Here is a 16,283-nt window from a genome sequence, read left to right as displayed (position 1 = left end):
CCGAATCGCCATTTCTTCGCAATAGGCTCGAATCGTGACCGAGAACCCCTTCTTCTCCCCCAGTTCGCTGCCGTTCCAGCTGCCCCCATTCGCCGAGATCCGGGACGATCACTACGAGCCGGCGTTCGAGCGCGGGATGGCTGAGCAGATCGCTGAGGTCCAGGCGATCCTCGTCGCCCCCGAGCCCGCGACGTTCGCCAACACCATCGAGGCACTCGAGCGGAGCGGGCGAATCCTGAAGCGCGTCTCGGCGGTGTTCTTCGGGCTGAGCTCGTCCGACAAGACCCCGTTCATCGCAGAGCTCGAAGAGCGGATCGCACCTCGCCTGTCTGCGCACGGCGATCGCATCCGGCTCGACTCCGATCTTTATGAACGCATCCGGGCTGTGTCCGAGCGCGTCGCCGCCGGCGAAGAGCAGCTCGACGCAGAAGCGGTCTACCTCGTCGACCGCTACCTGACGAGCTATACGCTCTCGGGCGCAGGGCTCGGCGATGCTGACAAGGCGACGCTGCGCGAGGTGAATCAGCGCCTGTCCACGCTCACCACCCGCTTCGACACCGACCTGCTCGACGACACCAACGCCCTCGCCGTGCATGTGGCCGACGTGTCCGAGCTGGACGGTCTCGGCGCCGACGCCATCGCGACCGCCGCCGCGAACGCGACGTCCCGCGGACTCGAGGGATACCTGATCACCCTCGTCCTGCCGACCGGCCACCCCTACCTGGCGTCATTGACGAACCGCGCGCTGCGGGAGCGGATCATGACCGCCTCGCAGTCCCGGGCCGCTCGGGACAACGACGCCGACAACCGCCCCGTCGTGCTCGAGATCGCACGGCTCCGAGCCAGCCGCGCCGAGCTTCTCGGCTTCCGCTCGCACGCGGCCGCCGTCACCGCCGCACAGACTGCGGGGACCCCCGAGGCGGTCGATGCCCTTCTCCGCCGCCTGGCCGCGCCGGCCGCCGCCAACGCTCGAGCCGAGGCAGCTGTCCTCCAGGAGCAGATCGACGCGACCGAGACGGACAGCACGCTCGCCAGCTGGGACTGGGCGTTCTACACCGAGAAGGTGCGCGCCGCCCGGTTCGACGTGGACACCTCGGCCATGCGCCCCTACTTCGACGCGGAGCGCGTGCTTCGCGATGGGGTGTTCTTCGCCGCCACCAGCCTCTACGGCATCCGCTTCGAGGAGCGCTTCGACCTCGCGGCGTACAACGGCGAGGCGCGGGTCTTCGAGGTCACCGAGGACGACGGGACGCCGATCGGGCTCTACCTGCTCGATCTCTACACGCGCGACTCCAAGCACGGCGGCGCGTGGATGAACTCGTTCGTCTCGCAGTCGCGACTACTGGGCACGCCGCGGGTGGTCACCAACAACCTCAACGTTCCCCGGCCCGCTCCGGGGACGCCGACCCTGCTCACTCTCGACGAGGTCACCACGCTCTTCCACGAGTTCGGTCACGCCCTGCACGGCCTGTTCGCGACGGTGACCTACCCGCGATTCGCCGGGACCAGCGTCTTCCGAGACTTTGTGGAGTTCCCGAGCCAGGTCAACGAGATGTGGATGCTCTGGCCCGAGGTGCTCGCCAACTACGCCAAGCACTTCGACACCGGCGAGCCGATGCCGCAGGAGATGGTGGACCGGCTCATCGCGTCGCGTGCATTCAACGAGGGGTTCAGGACCAGCGAATATCTCGCTGCGGCGCTGCTCGACCAGGCCTGGCACGGACTGTCATCCGCCGAGGCCGAGGCGGTCACCGATGTCGCCGAGTTCGAGCGTGCAGCACTCGAGCGCGTCGGCCTCGCCGATCGAGCCGTGCCGACCCGCTACTCCAGCACCTACTTCTCCCACGTGTTCGCCGGCGGCTACGACGCCGGCTACTACTCCTACATCTGGAGCGAGGTGCTCGACGCGGACACCGTGCGGTGGTTCGAGGAGAACGGCGGCATGACCCGGGCGAACGGCGACCGCTTCCGTCGACACGTGCTCGGCATCGGCGGATCCCGCGACCCGCTCGAGGCCTACCGCGAGTTCCGCGGCCGAGACGCCGACATCGCCCCGCTCCTCGAACGCCGAGGCCTGACGGAGTCGTAGCCCGACTCATCGAGATGCCACTTTCCGTCCCTATCCGCGACCTATAGGGACGGAAAGTGGCATCTCGGTCGCGCCGTCCGTCCGGCCAGCAAAACTAACATGTTAGATTTGCGGGGTGAGCACGGAACGACATCTGCTGAGGGACGAGGTGTACCTCGCGCTGCGTCGGGACATCGTGGCTGGACGCCTGCCTGCGGGCGCCGTGCTGAAGGATGCCGAGATCGCCGCCGCCTTCCACACCTCCAAGGAGCCCATCCGCAGCGCGCTCGCGCGACTGCGGGACGAGGGGCTCGTGCACACGAAGCCGCAGAGCGCGACCCGCGTCGCTCCGCTCGACCAGGTCGCCGCCCGTGAGTCGCTCGAGGTGGTCCGCACCCTCAGCATCAGGGCCGTCGAGCTCGGCTGGCCACATCTGACCGCGGAGCACATCGCTGCGATGGAGGATCGCAACGAGCGTTTCGAACGAGCGGCGGCGGCTGGGGACGTCGACGCCACGATCGAGGCGGATGACGCCTTCCACGACGTCTTCCTCGCGCTCACCGGCAACGAGGCGCTGCGCACCATCGCCCATCAGCATCAGGACGTGCTCCGCCGTGTCGAGGTGCAGCAGTTCGGCATCGGCTCGGGCGCGGAATCCGCCGCGCGCCATCGCGCGCTCGTCGAGGCATGCGTCGCCGGCGACCTCGCCACCGCGCGGGATCTGACGGCTCAGATCTGGTCCGCCCTCGAGACCCTCCTGACCCCGCCCGCCCCACCGCCCCTCTAGCCACCTTCCACGGATCAGGCGATCTTCACCGATCAGGCGATTCCGCCATTTCGCCCACGGTTCAGGCGGTTTTCGCCTGAACCGTGGTCGAAAGCCTGAACCGTGAAACTCGCTCCACCAGACGAATGGAAAACATGAACGACGCTCTGACGACCCTCGCCGCTATCCCCCGCCACCAGCTCCTGATCGGCCCGTCGCCGATCCACCGCCTCGAGCGCCTCACCGCCCATCTCGGCGGCGCGCAGCTCTGGGCCAAGCGCGAGGACCTCAACAGCGGCATTGCGTTCGGCGGCAACAAGACCCGCAAGCTCGAGTACCTGGTCGCGGACGCACTCGCGAAGGGCGCCGACACCCTGGTCTCGATCGGCGGGGTGCAGTCCAACCACACCCGCCAGGTCGCGGGCGTCTCGGCGAAGCTCGGGCTCGGCTGCGTGCTGATCCAGGAGTCATGGGTCGAGTGGCCCGACTCGATCTACGACCGGGTGGGGAACATCCAGATCTCACGGATCGCCGGTGCGGATGTCCGGCTGGTGCGCGCCGGCTTCGGGATCGGCTTCAAGGAGAGCTGGCAGCAGGCGATCGACGAGATCGAGGGCCGCGGCGGCACCCCGTATGCGATCCCCGCCGGTGCGAGCGACCACCCGCTGGGCGGACTCGGCTTCGCCAACTGGGCCGTCGAAGTGGCGCAGCAGGAGAGGGAGCTCGGCGTCTTCTTCGACACCGTCATCGTCTGCTCGGTCACCGGATCGACCCATGCCGGCATGATCGCCGGCTTCGCGGCCCTCGGCGATGACCGTCCCCGGCGGGTGCTCGGCATCGACGGCTCGGCCAAGCCGAAGGAGACGTGGGAGCAGGTGGCGCGGATCGCCCGCTTCACCGCCGAGCGGATCGGCCTCGGGCGGGACATCCTCGACGGCGAGATCCTCCTGGACGACCGGTACCACGCGGGCACCTACGGCATTCCCGACGACCAGACGATCGCCGCGATCGAGCTCGGCATGCGGATGGACGGCATGCTCACCGACCCGGTGTACGAGGGCAAGTCGCTCGCGGGCATGATCGACCTCGTCGCGACGGGTGAGATCGAGAAGAGCTCGAACGTGCTCTACGCCCACCTCGGTGGGCAGCTCGCCAACAACGCCTACACGGCGGTGCTCGGCCGCTGAGTCGACTTCGCCGGCTGAGTGGGCGCAAGGGCTGTGTCGAAGCCCGGTTGGCATGTCCGGGCTTCGACACGTCCGCTGCGCGGACGGCTCAGCCACCGGAGCGCAGGACGGGTCGACGCAGGATCAGACGAAGGCGGACTTGCCGGTGATCCCTCGCCCGATGATCAGTGCCTGCATCGTCTCGGTGCCCTCGTAGGTGTGAATCGCCTCGATGTCCGAGAAGTGCCGAGCGACACGGTTCGGCAGCAGCAGCCCATTGCCACCGAGCAGATCTCTGGCGTTGGCCGCGATCGACCGAGCCGTCCGCGTGGTCGTGTACTTCGCGAGCGAAGCCTTCTCCCCCGTCAGCCGGCCGGCCGCGTCGAGCTCCGTCATCCGAAAGGCGAGCAGCTGGATCTGGGTGAGCTCGCTGAGCATGCGCGACAGTCGCTCCTGGACGACCTGCGAGTGCGCGAGCGGGCGCCCGAACTGGATGCGCTGCTTGGCGTAGTGCACGGCCGTCTCGTAGCAGGCGGTCGCGTGACCGACTGCTGACCAGGCCACGCTCAGGCGGGTGGCCAGCAGCACGCGGGAGGTGTCCTTGAATGTCTTCGCGTCGGGCAGGAGCGCCTCGGTCGGAACGAAGACGTCGTCCATCCGGATCCTGGCCTGCCAGATCGCGCGGAGAGCCGTCTTGTTCTCGATCGGGACCGCGGAGTAGCCGGGGCTGTCCTGCTCGACGAGATAGCCGTGGACTGCGTCATCGTCCCCTCGCGCCCAGACGACCGTGAGGCCGCCGATCGAGCCGTTGCCGATCCACTTCTTCGAACCGCTGATCCGGAATCCGCCGGGCACGGTCACCGCGCGAGTCTCAAGGCTCGTCGAATCGGATCCGTGGGTCGGCTCGGTGAGCGCGAACGCGCCGTACTCGGTGCCGGCGGCGAGGGGCTTCAGCCAGCGCGCCTTCTGCTCGTCGGAGCCGAGCAGCGCGACGGAGCGCATCGCGAGCCCGCCCTGCACCGCCACCACCGTCGCCATCGAGCCGTCACCGCGGCTCATCTCCATGTTGACCAGACCGGCGGCGAGCGGGCTCATCGCCGGGTAGCCGTCGACTTCGAGGCCGTCGCGGAGCAGGTCGAGCTCCCCCATTCGGCGCACGAGGTGCACGGGATAGTCCGCGCGGTTCCAGTAGTCGTCGATAACCGGAAGGACCTCGTCCTGCACGAACGCGCGGGTGCGCATCCAGTACTCCCGGTCGGCGGCAGGGACGTCCGCGAAGAGCTCCGCGGCGTCGGGATCCAGCGGCTCGGTCAGGTGGTATTCGGGCTCGACGGTGCCTTCGGGAAAAGCGGAGCCCTCGGGCGAGGCGGTGCGGGCATCGGGCAGGGTGTCGGTCATCAGGTGCTCCTTCGCTCGGACGAGTCTAGGCATCGGGCCATGGCGCCCTATGTGTCCTCGTGTGACCGGTACAAGTGCGCTCCAGCGGACGGCCGCCTAGCTTGTAGATCTGCGCCGAGCGACGCGCACGTCCACCTCGGGCACAGAACGGAGAGGGAACCATGGCCCAGCACACGAACCTGCAGCACACGGCGATCACCGTCTGCGAGCACGGAGCGATGTGCATCGACGACCGCCCCGGTCACGCCATGAGCCTGGTGCGCCTGCGCCTAGCCGCCGCGACGCCGAGCAGCTGGTCCGACGCAGTCGTGCGGTCCGTCAGCACGGACGGGTCCGTCGAGCTCGAGCTGTGGGAGTCGGGCGAGACCGTACGCGTCTGGCAGCACACCGACATCTCGGCGCTGGTCGGTCCGGGTCTCCCGGTGGCGCTGCACAGGACGTATTCGGTGCTCGCGTCAGGCCTGCATCGCTTCAACGTCGCCATCGGCTGACCGCGCGCGCCGAGCGCGGTAGCTGCGGCCGAGCGCGGTAGGAACACCTACCGCGCTGAGCGCCCATTCGCGCGTCGGCGATCAGCGGCGTGGCTTTCCAGCGGGCTCGTCAGGCCATCGCCTTCATGGACGACAACATCTTCATGCAGGCGTTCATCGCCATCTCGCACGCCTGAGCGCACATCCTGCAGGTCTCGCTCATCTCGGCGTGACTCATGCACTCGTCCATGCACGCCTTGCACATGGCGATCGTGGCCTCGAGCATCGCCATCATGCTGGGCATGTCCATGGCCATCGGCCGCATCATGACGCGCATCATCGTCGTGCACATGTCGGCGCAGTTCGCGCACATGGACGCGCACGTGCCCATGTCCTCCATGCCGCCCATCGCGTCGGAGCACATCGTGCAGGCCTGCATGCACGCGGAGCAGGCCTCGATCGCCTCCTGCATCGCCATCATGTCCATGCCCATCGGCATCTCGGCCATCGGCATGCTCTTCATCATCTCTGCGGTCATGTTCATGGCGTCATCCGTTCGTCGTGCGCCACGGAGGACCGGATGGCCTGAGTCGGCGCGAGGTTATGACGAGATGCTACGGACCAGTCCGGCGGGCTCGCCAGACCTCCGAGGCCGACTCCGCAGCAATCCATGTGATGCACTCAGCTCGGCCGGCGCATCACAGGCCGGAGCCGACGGATCAGTCGCCCGGATCGCCCACCTCAGCCGACGCGCGCGATCATCTCTCCGTGCGGGAACGAGAACCACCCGTCGGGCTCTTCCGCCCACTGCTTCCAGGCGGCCGAGATCCGCTCGAGGACCTCCTGCGTCGCGTGCCCGCCGTCGATCGCCTGCTTGGCGAACTCGGAGTGCAGCGCCCGGTCGGCCCAGAGTCCGCCCCACCATGCGCGGTCCGCGTCGGAGGCGAACCCCCAGATGGATGCGGTGCTCACCACATCCGTCAGGCCGGCCGCGTGCGCCCAGGCCCGGAGCCGTCGGCCCGCATCGGGCTCGCCGCCGCCCGCGCGATGCACGGCATCGTAGATGCGGAGCCAATCAGCCAGTCCCGGGAGCAACGGGTACCAGATGGCTCCGGCGTAGTCGACGTCACGAGCGGCCACAATGCCGCCCGGTCGGACGACCCGTGCCATCTCCTTCAGCGCGTCCACAGGACGGGCCAGGTGCTGCAGCACTTGATGGGCGTGAGCGATGTCGAAGCTGTCATCGTCGAAGCTCAGAGCGTACGCATCGTCGACCGTGAACTGAACGTTGCCGAGTTCCCGCGACTGGGCGAGGTCGGTCGCCTGGTCCACGATCGCCGCCGCCGCGTCGATCCCGTGCACCGTTCCCGGCGCGAGTCGCTCGGCGAAGTCGACCGAGATGGTCCCTGGACCACTGCCCACGTCGAGCAGATCGAGCCCTGGCCTGAGGTGCGGGATGAGGTAGGCAGCGGAGTTCTCGACCGTGCGCCACGAGTGCGATCGGAGGACGCTCTCGTGGTGGCCATGGATGTAGCGCTCGTTCACGGCTCCGAGCCTACGGTTCCCGGCGGCGCGCGAGGTCAGGTGCTGGATCCGCTCGGAGCACCGAACGGACGAACGGTGGAAGGACTCCCACGGCGGCGACAGCAAGCAGGCTCAGAGAACGTGCACGAGGCGACAGCGGCTAACGGTTTCTCCACTGCTCGAGGATGGAGGCGGGAACGCGGCCTCGGGCGGGGACTTCGAGTCCCTGCCGCTGGGCCCATTGCCGCGCTGCCCTCGCGGCGTTCGGATCCACATGCGAGTCGGTCGGTGCGCTCAACCGCTGCTGCGACCCGATCGGGCGGGCGGCGCCGATGTACGGATCCAGTGCGGATTGCAGGGCTTGGAGGTTGGCGTCCGAGAGGTCTATCTCATAGGTCGTCCCCGAGATGCCGAACGTGACGGTGGAAGATGCCTCTGAGCCGTCGATGTCGTCGACGAGAAGAGTCTGCGTTTGCGTTGCCATGACGCTCATTCTGCGAGAAATCGGCTGATCGTGCTCTGAATCGCGACCTGGATCCGCTCTGTCCACCCCGACTCGATGGCGCGGGCGGCTACTTCCGCCGGCGCTGCTTCCGGAGATGCAGCACCGCGGCGACGACCTTCACGACGGTGATCTCGCCGAACCGGTAGTCCGCGGCGGGGACGAGGCGCCGCGCCAGATCGGGCCGGAGCCTCTGCAGATACGTGCGGCCGAGCTCGGCATGCAGCGAGTTGGAGACGATCTTGATCACGTCGAAATCCTCGAGATGCGGGATCGCGTTCCGGATGTTCTCCCATGTCGAGACACTGTCCCGATCGAGGACGTACGGGCCCGCATAGCCGAGCTGCTCGACGGCGTATCGCGCCATGAGAATCGCCTCCGCTGTCGTGCCCGCCACGCATCCGCCGCAGAAGACCAGCACGCTGGAGCCCGAGAGCTGGTTGCGCGACCGCAGCGCCGCTCGAACGCGGAAGCGATTCACGTAGTTGGCTCGGGTGCCGCGGTTCTTGTAGCCGAGCACCACGACCGCCTCTCGGCCCCGCCCATCGGGGTCCGAGACGCCGGCGATCCCCCGTCTGAACGACCGGTAGTGCACCACCTCACCCCAGAGCAGTATGCCGCCGACCACGGCGGCGACCACGGCGCGCTTCATAGTCAGAAGCTAGCGCGGACCCGCATGCGTCGACTCGCGTGAGCGCCCGAAGCTGGGGCACGGCTGGCGGGGGTAGCGTCAGCCGCATGGTCAAGCCCCCTCGCCGCGCCCGCAGACTAGCGCCGGCGTGGGTGGGGATCGTGTCGGCGTTGGCCGGGCTGGGGATCGGCGAGCTGGTCGCTGCACTGGCGGCACCCACTTCCAGTCCACTGGCCTCGACCGGTGCCGCATTGATCGACCTCGCCCCCGGGTGGGCGAAGGAGGTCGTGGTCGGACTCTTCGGGACCGGCGACAAGGTCGCCATCATCACCCTGCTCGTCGTCGTCGTCATCGCCGCGGCCGCTGGTGCCGGAATCCTCGAAGCGCGCCGCCGCTTCACGGGCATGGCCGTCTTCGCGGCGCTCGGAATCCTGGCCTCCGCTGCGGCGGTGACACGCGCCGGCGCCAATCCCATGTTCGCCTTCCCCGCGGTGATCGGAGCGCTGATCGCCATCGCGACCCTGCGTCGGCTCATCGGGCGGCTGCCGACCGAAGCGGCCGTCGTCACGAGCGCGGTGAGCCCGGCTCGGCCGACGGGGACAGGGGCACCGCTCGTCGCGCATGACTCTCCGCCGACGCCGAAGAACGATCGACCGAATCTGCGACGGCCGGTCGAAGCCGCGCCCAGCCGACGGTCGTTCCTGATCACCACCGGCGTGACGGCGATCGTCGGGATCGCGGCGGGCGTCGTCGCGCAGGCGTCCACTGCCGCAGGGCGCGCGGCCGAGGCGGCGCGAGCCGCTCTCCGTCTGCCGACGTCTGCCACGCCCGTCGCGCCTCCGACCGACGCGATGTCGTTCGACATCGACGGCCTCTCGCCGCTCATCACTCCCAACGCGGACTTCTACCGGATCGACACCGCGCTCATCGTTCCCGCCGTCGACCCGACGACCTGGACGCTGAGGATCCACGGCATGGTCGAGAACGAGGTCACGCTGACCTTTGCCGAACTGCTTGCGCTGCCGATGCAGCAGAGCGACACCACCCTCATGTGCGTCTCCAACTACGTCGGCGGCGATCTGATCTCGAACGCGGTGTGGACCGGATACCCGATCCGCGAGCTGCTCGCCCGAGCGGTGCCCACCGCAGACGCCGACATGGTGCTCTCCACCAGCGCCGACGGCTGGACCGCCAGCACGCCGCTGGAGGCGCTCACCGACGAGCGCAACGCCATCCTCGCCGTCGGCATGAACGGCGAGCTCCTGCCGGCCGAACACGGCTTCCCCGTTCGGATGGTGGTGCCCGGCCTCTACGGCTACGTCTCCGCGACGAAATGGGTGACGGACCTGCAGGTCACGCGCTTCTCCGACGCGACCGCCTATTGGACCGACCGGGGCTGGGGAGAGAAGGGGCCGATCAAGATCTCGAGCCGCATCGACGTGCCGACCCGGGTGGCCGACGGCGCCGGGAGCGTCGTGGTCGCCGGAGTGGCGTGGGCTCAGCACACCGGCATCTCCAAGGTCGAGGTCCAGGTCGATGACGGTGCCTGGGCGGAGGCGACGCTCGCCGACGAGCTGAGCATCGACACCTGGCGCCAGTGGATGTGGAGCTGGAATGCGACGGAGGGCGAGCACACCATCACCGTGCGTGCGACGGACGCGAACGGGAAGCTCCAGATCGAGACGCCCGCCGACGTGCTTCCCGATGGCGCCACGGGCTATCACAGCGTCACCCTGACGGTCTGACGCAGCGGGGGCTCGGCCTCACCGACGCGAACTGCTCAGATCTGCGGCCCGCCGGCCGCCTGGGGCGGCAGAAGTGGGCAGGTCGATGGTGTTAAAACGCGAACGACGCCTTACCCGCGGTATTGCGGGCGAAGGCGTCGATCCGATGTGGCTGTTGTACGGCGGTGCTCTCCAGATCAGACGTCCGCGAGCCTCTTCATGAGGCTTGCGTCGGTGGTGAGAATGCGGTCAAGTCCTGCCGAGATCTCAGCACGTCGCGTCTCGCGGGAGACCAGGAGTTCAGCGGCCTGAAGCACGAGTGAGTGCTTCGAGACATGCCATTCTTCTGCCAGGTGCGATAGCTGTGCGTCGAGGTCTTCGGGCAACCTCAATGTCATTGCCATTCGGCGAACCTAACATCGACGGCCGACAATGCCAACCCCGAAGTCCCCCATAAGGGGGACACTCAGCGTCCCCCCATGTCACCGGAAGGCGCAGAGTGCTGGTTAGGCGGACTTCTCCGCGCGCATCAGCTTGCGGGGCACGATGGTCGGCGCCGCGTTCTCGAGGACGACCTCGCGGGTGATGACCACCTTGGCGATGTCCGAGTCGGACGGCACTTCGAACATCATGGGGCCGAGGACCTCTTCGAGGATGGCGCGCAGTCCGCGGGCTCCCGTCTTGCGGAGCACGGCCAGGTCGGCGATCGATTCGAGGGCGCCGCGATCGAACTCGAGCGTGACCCCGTCGATCTCGAACATGCGCTGGTACTGCTTGATCAGCGCGTTCTTCGGCACTGTGAGGATCTCCATCAGTGCGACCTGATCGAGCTGCGTGACGGTCGTCACCACCGGAAGGCGGCCGATGAACTCGGGGATCAGCCCGAACTTGTGCAGGTCCTCGGGGAGCACCTCGCCGAAGAGGTTCACATCGTCGCCCTTGCTGTGCAGGGGTGCGCCGAAGCCGATGCCCTTCTTGCCCGCACGCTGGCTGATGATCTCCTCGAGACCGGCGAATGCGCCGGCGACGATGAACAGCACGTTCGTCGTGTCGATCTGGATGAACTCCTGGTGCGGATGCTTGCGTCCGCCCTGCGGCGGGACGGAGGCGACCGTGCCCTCGAGGATCTTGAGCAGCGCCTGCTGCACTCCCTCGCCCGAGACATCGCGGGTGATCGACGGGTTCTCGGCCTTGCGGGCGATCTTGTCGACCTCGTCGATGTAGATGATGCCGGTCTCGGCCCGCTTGACGTCGTAGTCCGCGGCCTGGATCAGCTTGAGCAGGATGTTCTCGACATCCTCGCCGACGTACCCCGCCTCGGTGAGGGCGGTGGCGTCAGCGACCGCGAACGGCACATTGAGGCGCTTGGCGAGGGTCTGCGCGAGATAGGTCTTGCCGCAGCCGGTGGGGCCGATCAGCAGGATGTTCGACTTCGCGATCTCGATGTCGTCGTTGAGCGCCTCGGCGGCTGTCAGCGACTGGCGCGAGCGGATGCGCTTGTAGTGGTTGTAGACGGCGACGGAGAGCGAGCGCTTGGCCTGCTCCTGGCCGATGACGTATTCCTCGAGGAAGCCGTAGATCTCCTTGGGCTTCGGAAGGTCGAATTCGCTCGACGCCTCCTCGCCCGCTTCGGCGAGGCGCTCCTCGATGATCTCGTTGCACAGCTCGACGCACTCGTCGCAGATGTAGACGCCGGGGCCAGCGATCAGCTGCTGAACCTGCTTCTGGCTCTTGCCGCAGAACGAACACTTGAGAAGGTCCGCGCTCTCCCCGATTCGCGCCATGCTCCCCATCCTCCCGAGACCGGTTCATTCCGGCTGTCGTCGTGTGCCCACGAGCCTAACCCGGCCCGCCGACGTTCCTGCGCAATGCGTCGGCCGGTGGCGGCGTGCCGCCTGATCCGTCCCCCACGACGCAGACCGCGTCCCCCGCCGCGTCCCAGCGACCTGGAAGGCGGGCCGGAGACGACGAATGGCGCCGCCTCATGAGAGGCGACGCCATGCGCTACGAGTCCCGCCCCGCGGGCGGACCGTTGACTACTTCGTGAGTGCCAGGGCCTTGCGGCTGGTCAGCACCTGGTCGATCAGGCCGTACTCGAGCGCCTCATCGGCCGACAGGATCTTGTCGCGGTCGATGTCCTTCTCGACCTGAGCCTGGCTGCGGTTGGAATGGTTGGCCAGAGTCTCCTCGAGCCAGGTGCGCATGCGCAGGATCTCCCGCGCCTGGATCTCGATGTCGGAGGCCTGCCCGCGTCCGGCATCGCCGGTCGACGGCTGATGGATCAGGATGCGCGCGTTCGGCAGCGCCAGGCGCTTGCCCGGCGTTCCGGCCGCGGCGAGCACAGCCGCGGCGGAGGCCGCCTGGCCGAGGATCACGGTCTGGATCTGGGGGCGGATGTACTGCATCGTGTCGTAGATCGCCGTCATCGCGGTGAACGAGCCACCGGGCGAGTTGATGTACATCACGATGTCGCGGTCGGGATCCATGCTCTCCAGCACGAGGAGCTGGGCCATGATGTCATCGGCCGACGCGTCATCCACCTGGACGCCGAGGAAGACGATGCGGTCCTCGAAGAGCTTGGCGTACGGGTCCTGGCGCTTGTAGCCGTAGGCGGTGCGCTCTTCGAAGCTCGGGAGGATGTAGCGGGAGCTCGGGCCCTGCTGGCCGCCGAACGCCGTGCCACCGAAGTCGTAGTTGGTCATGTCTGTGTCCGTTTCTTCCGGTGGTCTTACTTGCTCGAGGACTTGGCGACCACGGCGTCTGCCGTTCCGCCACCGCCCACGACGTCATTGGCCGACTCGCGGATGTGATCCACGAAGCCGTACTCGAGGGCCTCCTGCGCGCTGAACCAGCGGTCGCGATCGCCGTCCTCGTTGATCTGCTCGACGCTCTTGCCCGTCGCCGCGGCAGTGATCTCGGCGAGGCGCTTCTTCATCGAGAGGATGAGCTGGGCCTGGGTCTGGATGTCGCTCGCCGTGCCGCCGAAACCGCCGTGCGGCTGGTGGAGCAGGACGCGCGCATTGGGGGTGATGTAGCGCTTCCCCTTGGTGCCGGCGGTGAGCAGCAGCTGGCCCATCGAGGCGGCCATGCCGATGCCGACCGTGACGATGTCGTTCGGCACGAACTGCATGGTGTCGTAGATCGCCATGCCGGCCGTGATCGAGCCACCGGGCGAGTTGATGTAGAGGTAGATGTCCTTCTCGCCGTCCTCGGCGGCGAGGAGGAGAAGCTTTGCGGCGATCTCGTTCGCGTTGTCGTCGCGAACCTCGGATCCCAGCCAGATGATCCGGTCGCGCAAGAGGCGGTCGAAAACGTTGGGCTGCATTCCTGCGTCGGCCATGGGAGGTGCTCCTTCGTCTGGGTTCGCGTCGAATCTATCCGAGCGCGAGGGCCCGATCCGGGCTGTTCGCCGTGGGCAGAGAACCGCGCCGCCCGCGTTCGTCGGCAGAACTCCACCGGCGTAGTTCCGCCTGCACCATGGCCGCGCCGCCAACGATCCCTGCGACGGAAAATGGCTCCCCGCTCCGGACGTTTCCGGAGTGGGGAGCCAGTTCGTGCAGCGGCGAGCGTGGGCCTAGTGCGAGTGGCCCGCGTGGTCGTGGCCGTCGTGGTCGTGCGCGTTGGCCTCCTGCAGTGCGGCCGTGGCGGCGGACACATCGAAGGTGTCGTCCTCGTCGGGGGTGGCGACGAAGTCACCCAGGTCGACCGGGGCGCCGTTGGTGTCGACGACGGTCGCCTTGCCGAGGACCAGGGCGAGCGCCTTGGAGCGGGTCACCTCGGCGACGACGCCGGGCAGCTGGCCGTTGTTCTGCAGCACCTCGGCGAACTCCTGCGGCTGCATGCCGTACTGCGAGGCGGCCTGGACGACGTAGTTGGTGAGCTCGTTCTGGCCGACGCGCACCTTCTCCTTCTCGGCGATGGCGTCGAGCAGGATCTGCTGCTTGAAGGTCTTCTCGCTCGACTCGGTGACCTCGGCGCGGTGCACGTCGTCCTCGAGGCGGTTCTCGTTCTCGAGGTGGCGGTGAACCTCGTCCTCCACCAGCTGGGCGGGCACGGGGACGTCGACCGACTCGAGCAGCTGCTCGACGAGCTTGTTGCGCGCCTCGCCGGCCTGACCGAACGACTTGGAGCGCGCGACCTGATCCTTCAGCTGCTCCTTGAGCTCGGCGAGGGTGTCGAACTCGCTCGCGATCTGAGCGAAGTCGTCATCCGCCTCGGGCAGCTCGCGCTCCTTGACGGCCAGGAGGTCGACGACGATGAGTGCGGTCTCGCCCTCGTGGTCGCCGCCGAGCAGCACGGAGTCGAAGGTGGTCTGCTCACCGGCGGAGAGGGAGTCGAGCGCCTCGTCGATGCCCTCGATGAGATCGCCGGATCCGATCTCGTAGGAGATGCCGTTGGCGGTGTCGACCTCGCTGTCGCCGATGGTGGCCTTGAGGTCGATCTGGGCGAAGTCGCCGGTCTTGGCGGGCCGGTCGACCGTGATCAGGGTTCCGAAGCGGCTGCGAAGGCGCTCGAGCTCCTCGTCCACCTCGGCGTCGGTGACCTCGACGGCGTCGACCGTGATGGTCAGGTTGTCGTAGTCGGGCAGCTCGATCTCGGGTCGGACGTCGACCTCGATGGTCATCTCGAGGTCGCCCGAGTAATCCTTGAGGTCCGGCAGCTTGGTGACGTCCGCCTCGGGGCGTCCGAGCGGGTGCAGGTCGTTGGCGGCGAGCGCCTCGCGGTAGTAGCGGTCCATGCCCTCGTTGACCGCGTGCTCGATAACGGCGGCCTTGCCGACGCGCTGGTCGATGATGGGCGGCGGCACCTTGCCCTTGCGGAAGCCGGGGATGCTGACCTGCTCGGCGATGTGCTTGTAGGCGTGGTCGATGCTGGGCTTGAAGTCAGCCTGCGAGACGGAGATCTCGAGCTTGACGCGCGTGGGGCTCAGCTTCTCGACGGTGGACGTGACCATGTTCTGTCTTCTCTGCATTCTGGCGATGACCCCGCGCGGCTGGCGGGACGTGGTGGAGCATTGTGCGGATGGGCTGCGCTCGAGAGCGCTGCTGTCGGGGCGACAGGATTTGAACCTGCGGCCTCCCGCTCCCAAAGCGGGCGCTCTACCAAGCTGAGCTACGCCCCGGTCGTGCGAGGACCGTCCGGCCAGGAACGGGTATCCGAAAATTGGCCGCGGCAAGTCTAGCCGAGTTGCCGGGAGGCGGCTGGATGGCGGAAAGGCCCCCTCGCCGCATGTCTCAGGCCGGCGGTACCGTACGGGCGTGCCTTCGACTGCCGCCGCCGTCCAGTCCGAGCTGCGCTCCGCCGCGCATCCCGAAGACGCGATCCAGCTTGCGCGATTCTTCAACTCCGGACCCGGTCAATATGGAGGGCGACGCCTTCATCGGGGTGCGGGTTCCCGTGACCCGGACCATCGTCAGCCGCCACCGTGACCTGTCACTCGGAGAGTGCGGCGTGCTCCTGTCCAGCCCGGTCCACGAGGATCGACTGGCCGGTCTGCTCGTGCTCGTCGACCAGTTCCTTCGAGCGGCGAAGCGCCCGGCGGACGACCCTCGCTGCGCCGAGCTGCACCTCTTCTATCTCGACGCACTGCGCGCGGGTCAAGTCGACAACTGGGACCTGGTCGACTCGAGCGCGGAATACCTCGTCGGACAGCAGCTCATCCGAACTGACGCGTCGCTCGAGCTGCTGACCCGGCTCGCCCTCAGCGATTCGCTCTGGGAGAGACGGGTGGCCATCGTCGCGACCTTCGCCTTCATCAAGTCGGGCCTCGCCGAGCCGACCTTCGAGGTCTCCGACCTGCTGCTCCAGGACGGCGAGGACCTGATCCACAAGGCGGTCGGGTGGATGCTGCGGGAGGTCGGCAAGCGGGTCTCACGCGAAGCGCTGCTCGCCTTTCTGGAGGAGAACGCCGGCCGGATGCCACGGACCGCGCTGAGCTACGCGACGGAGCACCTGTCCGCCGACGAGCGTGCACGGTTCCGAGCGGCTCCGCGAATCGGCTGACCCTTCCAGCGCGTGGGATGAGTGTGGCCAG

At 67.8% G+C, this 16,283-nt stretch carries 16 protein-coding genes and 1 tRNA gene; 6 read left to right on the top strand and 11 right to left on the bottom strand.

Translation table 11 applies throughout. The features are described 5' to 3' along the window. Positions 1-31: 31 nt before the first annotated feature. The 3 genes from E6C64_RS17970 to E6C64_RS17960 all read left to right on the top strand — a co-directional run bounded on the left by E6C64_RS17970 (position 32) and on the right by E6C64_RS17960 (position 4,021). Positions 32-2,089 carry a M3 family metallopeptidase gene (locus E6C64_RS17970; RefSeq protein ID WP_438941877.1) on the top strand — a complete coding sequence of 686 codons (2,058 nt, stop codon included), beginning with the start codon at positions 32-34 and terminating at the stop codon, positions 2,087-2,089. A 115-nt stretch (positions 2,090-2,204) separates the two neighbouring features. After that, positions 2,205-2,855, top strand: a complete 651-nt coding sequence (locus tag E6C64_RS17965; protein ID WP_136429081.1) for a GntR family transcriptional regulator — start codon at positions 2,205-2,207, stop codon at positions 2,853-2,855. 134 nt (positions 2,856-2,989) lie between these two features. After that, complete coding sequence (locus E6C64_RS17960; protein WP_136429079.1) at positions 2,990-4,021, top strand: 1-aminocyclopropane-1-carboxylate deaminase; 1,032 nt, start codon at positions 2,990-2,992, stop codon at positions 4,019-4,021. Positions 4,022-4,144: 123 nt separating this feature from the next. Here E6C64_RS17960 and E6C64_RS17955 read toward each other — a convergent pair whose 3' ends face one another. Then, positions 4,145-5,398 (bottom strand): acyl-CoA dehydrogenase family protein, encoded by a 1,254-nt coding sequence (locus E6C64_RS17955; RefSeq protein ID WP_136429077.1) that lies wholly within the window; start codon positions 5,396-5,398, stop codon positions 4,145-4,147. Positions 5,399-5,559: 161 nt separating this feature from the next. Here E6C64_RS17955 and E6C64_RS17950 point away from each other — a divergent pair, with 161 nt between their 5' ends. Further along, positions 5,560-5,889: a hypothetical protein gene (locus E6C64_RS17950; protein WP_136429075.1), complete on the top strand. Its 330-nt coding sequence runs from the start codon at positions 5,560-5,562 to the stop codon at positions 5,887-5,889. 109 nt (positions 5,890-5,998) lie between these two features. Here the strand turns inward: E6C64_RS17950 and E6C64_RS17945 are convergent, their stop codons facing one another. From E6C64_RS17945 to E6C64_RS17930, 4 genes are all read right to left on the bottom strand, one after another. Further along, complete coding sequence (locus tag E6C64_RS17945) at positions 5,999-6,412, bottom strand: four-helix bundle copper-binding protein (protein WP_233255712.1); 414 nt, start codon at positions 6,410-6,412, stop codon at positions 5,999-6,001. Positions 6,413-6,609: 197 nt separating this feature from the next. Continuing rightward, positions 6,610-7,413 (bottom strand): methyltransferase domain-containing protein, encoded by an 804-nt coding sequence (locus E6C64_RS17940; protein WP_136429073.1) that lies wholly within the window; start codon positions 7,411-7,413, stop codon positions 6,610-6,612. Between the two features lie 139 nt (positions 7,414-7,552). Then, complete coding sequence (locus E6C64_RS17935; protein WP_136429071.1) at positions 7,553-7,876, bottom strand: histone-like nucleoid-structuring protein Lsr2; 324 nt, start codon at positions 7,874-7,876, stop codon at positions 7,553-7,555. A gap of 88 nt (positions 7,877-7,964) precedes the next feature. Next, positions 7,965-8,546 carry a YdcF family protein gene (locus E6C64_RS17930; RefSeq protein ID WP_199241092.1) on the bottom strand — a complete coding sequence of 194 codons (582 nt, stop codon included), beginning with the start codon at positions 8,544-8,546 and terminating at the stop codon, positions 7,965-7,967. 86 nt (positions 8,547-8,632) lie between these two features. On the opposite strand from E6C64_RS17930, the gene E6C64_RS17925 reads away from it, so the two are divergent. Next, the gene (locus E6C64_RS17925; protein ID WP_136429070.1) at positions 8,633-10,270 is read left to right on the top strand and encodes a molybdopterin-dependent oxidoreductase; all 1,638 of its coding nucleotides are present in this window, start codon (positions 8,633-8,635) and stop codon (positions 10,268-10,270) included. Between the two features lie 176 nt (positions 10,271-10,446). Here E6C64_RS17925 and E6C64_RS17920 read toward each other — a convergent pair whose 3' ends face one another. The 6 genes from E6C64_RS17920 to E6C64_RS17895 all read right to left on the bottom strand — a co-directional run bounded on the left by E6C64_RS17920 (position 10,447) and on the right by E6C64_RS17895 (position 15,371). After that, positions 10,447-10,653, bottom strand: coding sequence for a ribbon-helix-helix protein, CopG family (locus E6C64_RS17920; protein ID WP_136429068.1), 207 nt, complete (start codon positions 10,651-10,653; stop codon positions 10,447-10,449). 102 nt (positions 10,654-10,755) lie between these two features. Then, entirely contained in the window at positions 10,756-12,033 is a 1,278-nt protein-coding gene (gene clpX, locus E6C64_RS17915) for an ATP-dependent Clp protease ATP-binding subunit ClpX (protein ID WP_136429066.1), read from the bottom strand. 252 nt (positions 12,034-12,285) lie between these two features. After that, positions 12,286-12,951: an ATP-dependent Clp protease proteolytic subunit gene (locus E6C64_RS17910; RefSeq protein ID WP_136429063.1), complete on the bottom strand. Its 666-nt coding sequence runs from the start codon at positions 12,949-12,951 to the stop codon at positions 12,286-12,288. A gap of 26 nt (positions 12,952-12,977) precedes the next feature. Continuing rightward, positions 12,978-13,589 carry an ATP-dependent Clp protease proteolytic subunit gene (locus tag E6C64_RS17905; RefSeq protein ID WP_136429061.1) on the bottom strand — a complete coding sequence of 204 codons (612 nt, stop codon included), beginning with the start codon at positions 13,587-13,589 and terminating at the stop codon, positions 12,978-12,980. Between the two features lie 234 nt (positions 13,590-13,823). After that, entirely contained in the window at positions 13,824-15,203 is a 1,380-nt protein-coding gene (tig, locus tag E6C64_RS17900; RefSeq protein ID WP_158437925.1) for a trigger factor, read from the bottom strand. Between the two features lie 94 nt (positions 15,204-15,297). After that, a tRNA-Pro gene (locus E6C64_RS17895) sits at positions 15,298-15,371 on the bottom strand. Between the two features lie 206 nt (positions 15,372-15,577). Between E6C64_RS17895 and E6C64_RS17890 the strand changes: the two genes are divergently transcribed. Then, complete coding sequence (locus E6C64_RS17890) at positions 15,578-16,252, top strand: DNA alkylation repair protein (RefSeq protein ID WP_199241091.1); 675 nt, start codon at positions 15,578-15,580, stop codon at positions 16,250-16,252. Positions 16,253-16,283 lie beyond the last annotated feature (31 nt).

The sequence above is a fragment of the Naasia lichenicola genome (assembly GCF_004801885.1).
Taxonomy (GTDB): domain Bacteria; phylum Actinomycetota; class Actinomycetes; order Actinomycetales; family Microbacteriaceae; genus Naasia; species Naasia lichenicola.
Note: the sequence above shows the minus strand (reverse complement) of the source record. Positions and strands in the feature narration are given on the sequence as shown.